This is a genomic window from Kitasatospora sp. NPDC101176 (assembly GCF_044768035.1).
Classification (GTDB): Bacteria; Actinomycetota; Actinomycetes; order Streptomycetales; family Streptomycetaceae; genus Kitasatospora.
This window is the reverse complement of record NZ_JBIWPA010000019.1, coordinates 119,978-130,775: the sequence shown is the minus strand read 5'-3', so window position 1 is coordinate 130,775 and position 10,798 is coordinate 119,978. Positions and strand designations below refer to the sequence as shown.

The window sequence follows — 10,798 nt, the reverse complement described above, 5'->3', positions numbered from 1 at the left end:
GCCGCGGTCCGTCGAGGGGGACGGACCGCGGCGCAGCCGCATGCCCGGGTGGCGGAAGCGCACGCCCGGGCGCCCCCGGCGGGCCGGCCCGGCCGGCCGCGGCCTGGGCATAGAGTCGGCACGGACGCCCCGTCAGCACGTCGGAGGAGAACACCCGTGACCACGGACCCGCGCCCCGTCCCGGAGCTGGCACCCGAGGCCGTCGAGGAGTGGCGCGCCGAGGAGGCCGAACTCGTCGACCTGCTCGCCCGCGCCCGGCACCGCGTCGGCGGCGTCGCCGCCTTCCGACTCGGACCGACACCGACGGTCCTGGTCACCGACCCGGCGGCCGTGCAGCACGTCCTCGGCCGCCACCCGGAGCGCTACGTCAAGCGCTCGCACCGCGCCCGGATGCTGGTCGGCGACGGCGTGCTCTCCGCCACCGGGGACGCCTGGAAGCGCCAACGACGGCTGCTGCAGTCCCAGTTCACCGGCACCGGGATGCGCCGCTACGAGCGGCGGATCGCCGCCGCCGCCCGCCGCACGGCCGACCGCTGGGAGGGGTACCGCCGCAGCGGCGCGACCTTCGACCTCGCCGAGGAGATGCGCGGCTTCGCCCTGGACACCGTCTGGCGGGCCCTCACCGGGCTGCCGCTGGACGACCGCACCGACCGCGAACTCCGCTCGGTGGAGCGGGTGGTGGCCGTGATGCCGACCCTGCCGAACAACGCCGCCGACGCCCGCGACGCCGTCGCCGGGGAGCTCGCCCGGATCGACGCCGTCGCCCAGGCCGCCATCGACACCGCCCGCGCGGCCGTCGACACCGAGGAACCCGGCGTGCTGCGCGTCCTGCTCGACGCCGCCGACCGGCACCCCGAGTACACCGACCGGCTGATCCGCGACGAGCTGGTCACCCTGCTCGTCGCCGGCCACGAGACCACCGCCACCACCCTGACGTGGCTCTACCTCCTGCTCGACCGCAACCCCGCCGCCCACCGGGCCCACCTGGACGACCCGCAGGCCCTGGTCGGCGAGACCCTGCGGCTCTACCCCTCCGCCTGGCTGCTGCCGCGCCACGCGATCGAGGACGACGTGCTCGCCGGGCACCGCATCGCCGCCGGCACCGACGTCCTGGTCTGCCCCTTCCTCACCCACCGCGACCCGGCCCTGTGGCCCGACCCGGAGCGCTTCGACCCGGCCCGCTTCACCGCGGCCGGCACCCGCCCCGGCCCGCTCGGCGCCTACCTCCCGTTCGGCCTCGGCGCCCGCGCCTGCCTGGGCACCCAGTTCGCCCTCCGCGAGACCACCGCCCTGCTGGAGCTGCTGCTCCCGCTCGGCCTGCCCACGTTCCACTCCGTCCCCACCGGCGCCTCCTACAGCATCACCGTCCGCCCCGACGGCCCGACCCCCGCGGTGCTGCGGTAGCGCCCGGCGGCCCGCGCCCCGCCTCCGACGCCCGACACGCGCCCCCGACGGCGTGGCACCGCCCCTCGCCACGGGCCGCCCCCCGATACTCCGGGTGACCCGTACGAGAGGACACCGATGGAATTCCTGGTCGACATGGTGACCACCGTGCCCGAGGGCACCTCCGCGGAGGCGGTCGCCGACATCCGCACCCGCGAGGCCGATCGGGCCCGCGAACTCGCCGCCCAGGGAAACCTGTTGAGGCTCTGGCGGCCCCCGCTGTCCCCGGGCGAGTGGCGCACCTGGGGGCTGTTCTCCGCCCCGGACGCCGAACGGCTGGAGCAGCTCCTCGCCTCGATGCCGCTGCGGGTGTGGCGGCGGGACACCGTCACCCCGCTCACCCCGCACCCCAACGACCCCGGATCCGCAGGTGCCCGATGAACGACGAAGCCGTCCTGCACGAGGTCCTCGACCGCTGGAAGGGCGCCGTCGACGCCCACGATCCCGACCGGGCCGCCGCCTGCTTCACCGAGGACGCGATCTTCCAGGGCCTGCACCCCTACACCGTCGGACGGGCGGGCGTCGCCGGGTACTACGCCTCCCAGCCGCTCGGCATGACCGCCGCCTACCGCGTCCAGGAGGCCCGCCGCCTCGCCGACGGCCTCCTCCTCGGCTACCTCGCCGTCGACTTCTCCTTCACCGACCGCCCCACCCTGACCGTCAACCTCGGCGTCCTGCTCCGGCGGACCGCCGACGGCTGGTCCATCGCCCACTACCAGGTCTCACTGCTCCCCTGATCACCCGCCGTCACAGAACTCCCGACCGGCCCCCGTCACAATCCCCCGCCGTGATCCGTCGGACCTCCGGAAGCACCGACCGCCACGAGAGGAACCGACCGTGGAAACCCGATCGATCACCACCGAGATCCCGCTCCGCCCCCGCATGACCCAGGACCCGGTCGAGCTCGTCCCCGAGCTCGCCGAGGTCTCGGCCGCGCTGTTCAAGGCCACCGGCAACCGCACCGTACCCCGCACCACCATCAGCCTCGTCCAGCTGCGGGCCGGCCAGCTCGCCGGAAGCACCTACCTGACCGTGCTGCACACCGGCTTCCTCCGCAAGGCCGGCGAGTCCGAGGAACGCATCACCTCGGTCTCCTCCTGGCAGGACTCGCCGTACTTCAGCGCCCCCGAGCGCGCCGCCCTCGCCCTCGTCGAGGCCGTCCTGCAGCCCGACCCCCACGGCGAGCGCGTCACCGACGCGCTCTACGCCGAGGTCGCCGCGCACTACGACGAGCGGGCGCTCACCACGCTGACCGCGGCCATCGGCCAGGTCAACTTCTTCACCGCCATCGCCCTGATCGCCAAGCCCGTCCCCGGCCGCTCCTTCACCGATCCCTGGGCCTGACGCCCGGGCGGGCCGGGGTGGGGCGGGGCCCGGTGGACCGTACCGGTCACCGTCCTCAGCCGTTCGGGGGACAGCTCGGCACCCGCCGTGCGCCGCCCGCCACACCCGGGCATCCGTGACCCCGCCCGGCCCTGCGAACACCCGGAGGGCGGCAGCGAGGAGACACCATGGACGACGAGCAGGTCGTGCCCGCCCAGGACGCCGCATTCATCTCACTGAGGGAGTACGCCACACCCGAAGCCGCCCCCGCCCTGCACCGACTGCTCGCCGGGATCGACGCCTCCGACCACCCGCTGGCGCTCCCGCTGTCCTTCTCCGGAGTGAAGGTGCTCGGCGACGTCGTCACCGGCGACGCCACCGTCAACCTCTCCCTCGGCGAGGAGCCCACCGGATCGTTCTGGGTGCTGTTCTTCACCCCCCAGGACGACACCGGAATCCCCCTGCCCCCTCCCCACGGCGACCGCACCGGCGGCACCGCCATCCTCTTCCCCGGCGCCACCAGCGTCCTCTCCCCCGCCGCGCCGGCCGCCGACCGCCGCCGCGGCTACTGCGTCGAGGCCCCCCAGGTCATCACCTCACCGGCCGGCGTGCTCGTCGCCGGCCGGTGCGACCTCTTCGGCGACCACACCCTGCTGGGCGGGCTCGGCTTCCAGGTCACCCTGGGGCTGCTGCCGTAGTACGGCCCGGGCCCGGGTGCCGGTGGCGCACCCGGGCCCGGACCACAAGGAGCCCGCCGCACCGCGGCCGACGCTCGGCGGGCCCCGGCCCTCAGTAGTCCACCAGGTCGAACACGGTGGCCGCCCGGAACGCCTCCTCCATCTCCGGACCGGGCCGCTCGAACCCCGCGAGGCCCACCGGCCCGCCCTCCTCCGCGGGCTCGGCATCCCCGCCGAAGACGTCGCCGGTCAGTTCCAGGATCGCCTGGTTGGCCGCCACGTGGTCGCGCAGCCGCCGCTCGTAGGCCGGGAACGCGGACAGGTGGTCACCGTCGGCCGCGGACAGCTCCCCGGCCAGGACGTAGGCGGCCGTCAGCGCCACGCTGGTGCCCTGACCGGTCAACGGCGAGCAGCAGAAGCCCGCGTCACCGACCAGCGCCACCCGCTCCTTCCACCAGCGCTCCATCCGGACCTGGGCGACGACGTCGTAGTGGAAGGCCTCCGTCTCCCACATCTCCCGGAGGAACCGCGGCACCTCCCAGCCCAGGTGGGCGCAGCGCTCGGCGACCAGCCGCCGCTGGTCGCCGCGGTCGCGGGGCAGCATCCGGTCGAGCGGCTCGTCGCTGCGGAAGCCGACGAAGACCCGCAGCTCGGTGTTCTCCCGGGCCGTCATCACCAGGCAGTTCCACCCGGTGTCGCCGCCGTTCTGGTGGAGCACCTCCCAACGGTCGAGACCGAGGTGGTTGGGGACGCTCCAGCCCGCGATGAAGGTGTCGAGGGGGTGCAGGAAGTCGCCCTCCGGGCCGAAGACCAGACGGCGGGTGTTCGAGTGCAGGCCGTCGGCTCCCACCACCAGGTCGAAGGCCTCCTCGGCGCCGCCGCGGAACCGGACCTGCACGCCGTCCCGGTGCTGCACCAGGGTCTCGATCGAGTCCCCGAACCGGTACTCGACGCCCGGGCCGGTGGCGCCCGCGATCAGGCCCGCGAGCTCGTCGCGCAGGATCTCCACGTCGGGCCCGCCGACCGGGCCGCCGCTGGCCGTCCACTCCGTGGTGCGGCCCAGCTCGCGGCCCTCGCCGTCGACCAGGGACATCCCGCGCAGGCCGGTCCGGCGTGCCCGGACCTCCTCCAGCAGGCCCATCCGTTCGACGACCTCCAGCGCGTTGCCGCGGATGTCCACGGCCTGGCCGCCGCCGCGCAACGACGGCGCGCGCTCGACGACGGTGACGCGGAAGCCGTAGCGCTCCAGCCAGTAGGCCAGCGCGGTGCCGGCGATCCCGGCGCCGGAGACCAGGACCGAGGTCGTCCGGGCGCCGCGCGACGGGGTGGTTCCGTCGGACGGGGTGGTTCCGTCGGGCGGGGTGGTGTTCGACATGCTGGGCCTCCCGTGGGTCGGTGCTGCATCCGTCGACCACCCTCCCCCTGCCCGCTCACAGCACACGAACAAACCGCTGACACCACCGGCAGCCCGCCGACAGTCCCTTGACGGCACGTCATGTCACGCCTGGCGCAGCACCGTCGAGCGCTCGGCCGGACCCCTCGATCGGCGCCCCACCGCCTCGGGGACGTCCCTCCTTCGGCCCCCGCGGGCCTCACCACCGGCGATCACCGGGTCGACGCCAACCCGTACGGCCTCCTCACCGGCGCCCAGGCCGCCGCCGACGGCTTCGGCGTGATCAGCACGGCGCTGGACCTGAAGCCGGCCGCCGACCCCAACCAGGCGCACGCCGGGGAGGAGCCCTGGCAGGCCGCACTGCTGGGGACGGAGGCGCACCGGGTCACCGTCGACCTGCCCGACCGGCAGCAGTTCTTCTACAACGACGACTCCTGCCTCGCCTCGGCCCGCGACTCCCTCTACGGCCCCGACTACTTCCGCCTGTTCAACACCTTCCAGGTGCTCGGCGGCAAGGTCGTCGCCGGCGTCCAGGCCGACGGCCGGTTCACCGCCGCCGAGGCGCGCTGGCGCGACTGCATGAGCGCCGCCCACCGGCCGGCCGCCCACCTGGGCGACCCGGTGGCCGCGATCGACCGCCAGGTCGAACGGGACGGCACCGACCCGGCGAAGACCCGCGAACTGATCGGCGGCGAACTCGCCCTCGCCGGGGCGAGTGCCCGCTGCCAGCAGCAGGCCGACCTCGCGGACGCCGTCGCCCGGGCCCAGGCCGACGTCGAGCGGGCCGTCCTCGGCACGGACCGGCCGCTGCTCGACCAACTGCGCACCCTGCGCGGGCGGGCCCTCGCCCGGGCGAGCCACCCGACGTCCTGACCCGCGAGCCCCCGCACCGGTCTGCCGCCCCCACGCGGCGGGCCGGTGCGGGGGCGTTCTCAGTGGCGGTGGTGGTTGTCGGGCTGGTCGGGGTCGCCGGGGTGTTCGAGGCCCTCGACGAGGGTGAGGCGGCGGGCGCGCTGGTGGTCGAGCCAGCGGACGAAGGCTGCGCGGCGGGCGGCGTCCCGCAGGGCGGGGGCGGGGTCGGGCGGCCGGGGAGGGGCGGAGGTGGCGAGCAGGGCGGCGGTCCACGGGCCCGCGGTGACCCACCGGCCCGCCGGGGCCGCGCGGAGGGCGTCGGCGAGGGCCAGCGGGAGGGTGTCGGGGTCGGCCTCGATCTCGCCGTCGGGGAGGGCGAGGCGCCAGGTCCGGGCGGGTGGGCGGGCGGTGAGTTCGCGGTAGCGGGCGACGTCCGCGGGCGCGGCCTCGACCTCGGCGGTCACGGCGTCGTGGACGGCGCGGACGGCCGCGCTGCCCTCGTAGGCGGCCGCCGTGATGGAGCCGAGCTCGACGGCGGCCCGCTGGTCGAGCCGGGCGGGGCCGGAGGCGTCGACCGGCAGCCCGCGCTCGGCGGCGACGGCCTCGCAGAGCGCCTCGGTCAGCAGCACCTGGGCGACCCACCGGGTGAGCTGCCGGTCCTCCGGGCTCCCCGGCTGCGGCAGGGCGGTGGCGCGCGGTCCGACCCGCAGGGCGGCTAGCCGCCGGTCGAGCGCGGTGCGCGGCAGGGGGCGGCCGTCGAGCAGGCCGAGGGCCCGGTCGGCCGCTCGGCCGGTCATGCCCGCACCTCCAGGGCGACGGTCGGGGCGTACTGGCAGCGGCCGAACCACATCACCTTGGCCAGGGCCCAGGAGGAGCCGGGGGCGAGCGATTCGGGGGCGGAGATCGTGTAGTCCACGGTAACGGAGGAGCCGGCCGGGACGGTGAAGCCGCGCACCGGCTCGGCGATCGCCTCCCACGTGCCCCACGGCGAGACGAGCTGGAGTTCGCCGCGGATCTCTCCGCACGTCCGGTTGGTGAGCGTGACGCCGAGGGTGGCGCGGCCGCCGGGGGCGACCCGTACCGTCCGGTTCGGGGCGTCGACGTCCAGGCCGGTGTCCCGGCCGGTGAGGGCCCTGGTGCCCTGGGCGGCCGTCCAGTCCTCGGGGGCGTCCCCGGCCGCGGGGAGCAGGGTGGGGAGCTCGCCGACGGCGATCGTCACCACGTCCTCGATCCGCTGCCCGTCGTGGTCGATCCGGACGGCCGCGAAGTGCAGTCCGGGCCGGGCGTCGGCCGGCGGGGTCAGGGTGACCGGGAAGCGCAGGTGCCCGCCGGGCTCCAGCCGGTAGGGGCGGCTGCCGGGGGCGGTGGTCCAGCCCTCGGGCGGCAGCACCACGGCCGTGCCCTCGACGGCGGTGTCGCGCAGCTGCGAGGCGAGGGCGACGGAGAGGGTGACGGGCTCCCCGGCCGTCCGCAGCAGGCCGGGCGAGGCGCCGACGGAGACGGGCAGGTAGCCGAGGGGTGCGGGGCCGCGGTTGTGCAGCCAGTAGCGGGCGTGCACGGGCTGGGCGGCTTCGGCGGCCGGGCCGAGCAGCGGGCCGTCCGGCGGCGCCGCGACGCCGGGGGTGGCCAGCAGGGTGGCGATCCGGGAGCCCGTGAGGTGCACGGTCCCGGTGGCTGCGCCGGCTTCGCCGGTGGCCCGTTCGAGCAGGTCGGCGTGGTGCAGCGGGCCGAGGCCGAGCGCGCCGGTGAGCCGTGCGGTCCGGCCGAGGCCGGTCGATTCGAGCAGCCGGAGGGCGAGTTCGGGCCCGGTGGGTGCGGCCGAGCCGTGGGCGATCGGGTTCCCGGCGGGTTTGAGGGTGCCGAGCAGGACCTCCCGCTGCGGCTCGACCCGCAGCCAGGACAGCGTGGCGGGGAGCGGGCCGTCGTGGGCGGGGGCGAGCCGGGCGTGCAGGGGGTGGTTGAACTCCTGGCCCTGGGCGGGCAGGGCCTGGTCCCGCCAGTCTCCCGGGCCGCCGACCAGCGCGTAGTGGAACTCGTGCGTCCAGTGCTGGAGTTGGAAGGATGCACCGTCGGGCAGGGTGCGCCGGGGCGGGTCGATCCAGACGCCGGAGGGCCAGCCGGTGCAGGAGCGCATCAGGGAGAGGTGAAGGGCTCCGGTGGGGTCGACGGCGAATCCGGGCAGTCCGAAGCTCAGCAGGGCGACGGTGTGGTCGACGAGGCGTTCCGCGACGGGGACGGGGCAGACGGCGGTGATCCGGGCGTCGGCGAGGTCGGCGACGAGGGTGTCCGGGTCGGCGACCACGAGGGCGGGCAGCGCCCGCAGGTCGCGCAGGTCGGCGTCGGGCCGCCAGACGTCGGCGAGCGGGGCGAGGGCGGGGATCCAGACGGCACCGTGGGCCTTGAGCACCGTCGCGTACTCCTCGCCGGCGCGTTCGATCAGCTCCCGGGCCGCGGCGTTGCGCTCCGGACCGCCGAGGACGATCCGGACGTCGGGCAGGTTGGAGTCGACCTCGAGCCAGCCGTAGCGCGCCCAGTCGGCGCCGGAGGTGGTGGCGGTGACGCCGGCCCGGGCGAGGGCGACGACCAGGGGCCGGGCGTCGGCGGCGTCGTCCAGGGCGGGGACGACGACCTCGGCCACGCCGAGGGCCCGGGTGCCGGTCGGGGTGCCCGCCGGGTCGGTCAGTTCGGCCCGTGCGGTGGCGCCGAGCCCAAACCAGGTGTTCGCCGGGTTGTCGAGGGTCCAGGGCGCCTCCGCCGAGTCGACGTCCGGCAGGGCGAAGCCGCGGCCGATGACCGCACCGGCGACCTCGCTGACCGGGAGCGCGCCGGGCAGGTCGACGGGGAAGCGCAGCCGCAGCAGGCGGTCGGCTCCGGAGTGGTCGACGACCCGGGTGCGGCAGTCGACCCGGTCGAGGCCGTGCCAGAGCGTCACGGTCTGCTCGTAGCGGATCCCGTCGACCGACCCAGCGATCAGCAGCCGTTCGCCGAGCGGGCCGGTCTCCCGGCGGACCGTCGCCGCGGCGTCGCCGGAGCCGAGCACCGGGCCGCTGGGCACCAGGTGCCAGGGGCCCTCGCCGAAGTCGGGGTGCTGCGGGTACTCCTGGTACACGCGCAGCTCGTTGCCGATCCGGCCGTCCCGGATCAGTTCGCGGTCGTGGGCGAGGTCGTGGACGGAGCTGAGCCCGCCGCCCCGGGCGGGTTCGGCGGTGACCCGGTACCGGCCGTTGGCGATGGTGCCGCCGGGGGCGGCCGTCCAGGCCGGGGGCGGCGTGCCGTCCACCAGCCGCCAGGTGCGCCAGCCGAGGGCGGGGACGTCGGTGGCGAGGAAGTGCAGGGTGCCGTGGTCGACGGCGCTGGGCACGGGTTCGCCGCGGTCGTCGAGCACCCGGACCGACCGCCCGTCCGGGGGCAGCGGGACGGCCACCAGGTCGGTGCGGTCGAAGGAGAGGGTGTTGGTCACCACGACGGCCCGGCCGGCTCCGGTGGTGCGGATCCGCGCGGCGAGCGCGTCCAGGGCCGTGTCGCGCACGGTGGTGGCGAGGTCGTGCGCCTCGCGCCAGCCGCCGAGCAGGTCGAGGTAGACCTGGTCGGACTCGGAGCCGGTGATGGCGTCGTGGTGGGCGCCGTAGGCGAGGTGGCGCCAGACCTTGTCGAGCGCGGCGGACGGGTAGCGGCCGAGTCCGTGGACGGCGGCGAGGGTGGCGAGCTTCTCGGCGTCGACCGCCGCGACCTCACCGGCCCGCTGGGCCTGTTTGGTGTCGATGTACGACACGTCCTTGCCGGTGTAGACCGGGTTCATGTCGCGGGTCTGCGGGCTGGGCCGGCGGCCGGTGGCGGCGAGTTCGGCCCGGACGGCGTCGAGGAAGTCGCGCGGGACGGCGCAGACGAAGCGCGGCCAGAGGTACTTGGCGGCCCAGGAGCGGTGGATCGCGGTGACCCACTTGTTGGGCGGGGTGTAGTCGGTGCCGACGGGCAGCAGCAGGTTCTTCGTCGCCCCGACGGGCTTGAGCTTGCGGTACAGCTCGTAGACGGCCTGCTCGGCGGTGGCGAGGTCGGGTGCGGAGTCCATCCACCAGCCGGCCGAGTAGTGGTGCGGCATGTAGTGGGTGAGCACGCCCTCCCCGGAGGGCGCGATCCACTCGAACTCGCTCGGGAACTGCATCACCCGGGCGTCGTCCTTGGCCTCGCGGAAGTTCTTCTGGATCGGTCCCCACTGGTGGAAGGGGCCGCGGGCCCAGGCGCTGCCGGTGAGGCCGGCCGCGGCGAGGTGGCCGGGGAACTGCGGGTCGTGCCCGAACACGTCGAGCTGCCAGGCGGTTCGCGGGTCGCCGCCGAGCACGTCGCGCTGGTAGCCGATGCCGTGGACGATGTTGCGGATGGTGGTCTCGGCGCCGGTCAGGTTGGTGTTGGGCTCGTTGTAGGTGCCGCCGACGAGTTCCACCTGGCCGCGTTCCAGCAGCCGCCGCAGGGTCTCGCGGCGCTCCGGGTGCTGGTCGAAGTACGGTTTCAGGTAGTCGACTTCGGCGAGGACGAACTTGTAGACCGGGTCCCGCAGGGCGAGGTCGAGGTGGGCGTCGACGAGGGCGAAGCCGTTGCGCTCCCAGAGCGGCCGGGTGGTGGCGTCGGCGGAGAGCAGCTCCCAGGGGGAGGTGTAGGCGGCCTGGGTGTTCCACCAGACCGGGTCGTAGTGGAAGTGCGAGACCAGGAACATCGTCCAGCCGGGCTCGGCGACCTCGACGACGCCCTGCGCGGACGCCTCCTCGGCGGCGTCGACGCCCTGCGCGGACGCCTCCTCGGCGGCGCCCCGCCCGGACGCGCCCCCGGCGCCCCCCGCGGCCGGGCGCCCGGCCGTCACGGTGACGGCGCGGTGCTCGCCGGGGCGGGCACCGGTGATCTCCAGGGGGACGTCGACCGTCCCCGTGCCGGTCGCCGCGCCGCGCACGCCCGGGCCGCCGACGGTGATCCGGGCGGGCTCCGGGCCTTCGAGCGTGACCCGCAGCACTTGGCGCGGGGCGTCCTCCGGCCCGACGAACAGGTCCGTACTCTCGACGGCGGTGATGGTGACCGGCACGGGGTGGTCCTTTCCGACGGAGGGGCTGGGGGCTGTCCG

Annotated in this window: 9 protein-coding genes; 6 read left to right on the top strand and 3 right to left on the bottom strand. The window is 75.7% G+C overall.

Annotated elements, in window-relative coordinates:
• Positions 1 to 156: 156 nt before the first annotated feature.
• The 5 genes from ACIRS1_RS24630 to ACIRS1_RS24610 all read left to right on the top strand — a co-directional run bounded on the left by ACIRS1_RS24630 (position 157) and on the right by ACIRS1_RS24610 (position 3,464).
• Positions 157 to 1,404 (top strand): cytochrome P450, encoded by a 1,248-nt coding sequence (locus ACIRS1_RS24630; RefSeq protein ID WP_402843392.1) that lies wholly within the window; start codon positions 157 to 159, stop codon positions 1,402 to 1,404.
• Between the two features lie 117 nt (positions 1,405 to 1,521).
• Complete coding sequence (locus ACIRS1_RS24625; protein WP_402843389.1) at positions 1,522 to 1,824, top strand: muconolactone Delta-isomerase family protein; 303 nt, start codon at positions 1,522 to 1,524, stop codon at positions 1,822 to 1,824.
• The gene (locus ACIRS1_RS24620) at positions 1,821 to 2,180 is read left to right on the top strand and encodes a YybH family protein (protein ID WP_402843387.1); all 360 of its coding nucleotides are present in this window, start codon (positions 1,821 to 1,823) and stop codon (positions 2,178 to 2,180) included. Before ACIRS1_RS24625 ends, ACIRS1_RS24620 begins: the two co-directional genes overlap by 4 nt.
• Positions 2,181 to 2,280: 100 nt before the next feature.
• Positions 2,281 to 2,787 (top strand): carboxymuconolactone decarboxylase family protein, encoded by a 507-nt coding sequence (locus tag ACIRS1_RS24615; protein ID WP_402843384.1) that lies wholly within the window; start codon positions 2,281 to 2,283, stop codon positions 2,785 to 2,787.
• Positions 2,788 to 2,954: 167 nt separating this feature from the next.
• Positions 2,955 to 3,464, top strand: a complete 510-nt coding sequence (locus ACIRS1_RS24610) for a hypothetical protein (RefSeq protein WP_360208480.1) — start codon at positions 2,955 to 2,957, stop codon at positions 3,462 to 3,464.
• Positions 3,465 to 3,555: 91 nt separating this feature from the next.
• Here ACIRS1_RS24610 and ACIRS1_RS24605 read toward each other — a convergent pair whose 3' ends face one another.
• Positions 3,556 to 4,818 (bottom strand): FAD-dependent monooxygenase, encoded by a 1,263-nt coding sequence (locus ACIRS1_RS24605; protein WP_402843380.1) that lies wholly within the window; start codon positions 4,816 to 4,818, stop codon positions 3,556 to 3,558.
• Between the two features lie 120 nt (positions 4,819 to 4,938).
• Between ACIRS1_RS24605 and ACIRS1_RS24600 the strand changes: the two genes are divergently transcribed.
• The gene (locus ACIRS1_RS24600; RefSeq protein ID WP_402843377.1) at positions 4,939 to 5,709 is read left to right on the top strand and encodes a hypothetical protein; all 771 of its coding nucleotides are present in this window, start codon (positions 4,939 to 4,941) and stop codon (positions 5,707 to 5,709) included.
• Positions 5,710 to 5,768: 59 nt separating this feature from the next.
• Here ACIRS1_RS24600 and ACIRS1_RS24595 read toward each other — a convergent pair whose 3' ends face one another.
• Both ACIRS1_RS24595 and ACIRS1_RS24590 read right to left on the bottom strand, forming a co-directional pair.
• Positions 5,769 to 6,485: a hypothetical protein gene (locus ACIRS1_RS24595; RefSeq protein ID WP_402843374.1), complete on the bottom strand. Its 717-nt coding sequence runs from the start codon at positions 6,483 to 6,485 to the stop codon at positions 5,769 to 5,771.
• The gene (locus ACIRS1_RS24590) at positions 6,482 to 10,759 is read right to left on the bottom strand and encodes an NEW3 domain-containing protein (RefSeq protein ID WP_402843372.1); all 4,278 of its coding nucleotides are present in this window, start codon (positions 10,757 to 10,759) and stop codon (positions 6,482 to 6,484) included. The genes ACIRS1_RS24595 and ACIRS1_RS24590 overlap by 4 nt, the downstream gene beginning before the upstream one ends.
• Between the last annotated feature and the right edge of the window lie 39 nt (positions 10,760 to 10,798).

What these genes read in the sequence shown, in the direction of transcription:
- ACIRS1_RS24625 (WP_402843389.1), top strand. Translation starts at nt 1,522, where the DNA reads ATGGAATTCCTGGTCGACATGGTGACCACCGTGCCCGAGGGCACCTCC.
- ACIRS1_RS24620 (WP_402843387.1), top strand. Translation starts at nt 1,821, where the DNA reads ATGAACGACGAAGCCGTCCTGCACGAGGTCCTCGACCGCTGGAAGGGC.
- ACIRS1_RS24610 (WP_360208480.1), top strand. Translation starts at nt 2,955, where the DNA reads ATGGACGACGAGCAGGTCGTGCCCGCCCAGGACGCCGCATTCATCTCA.
- ACIRS1_RS24605 (WP_402843380.1), bottom strand. Translation starts at nt 4,818, where the DNA reads ATGTCGAACACCACCCCGCCCGACGGAACCACCCCGTCCGACGGAACC.
- ACIRS1_RS24600 (WP_402843377.1), top strand. Translation starts at nt 4,939, where the DNA reads ATGTCACGCCTGGCGCAGCACCGTCGAGCGCTCGGCCGGACCCCTCGA.
- ACIRS1_RS24595 (WP_402843374.1), bottom strand. Translation starts at nt 6,485, where the DNA reads ATGACCGGCCGAGCGGCCGACCGGGCCCTCGGCCTGCTCGACGGCCGC.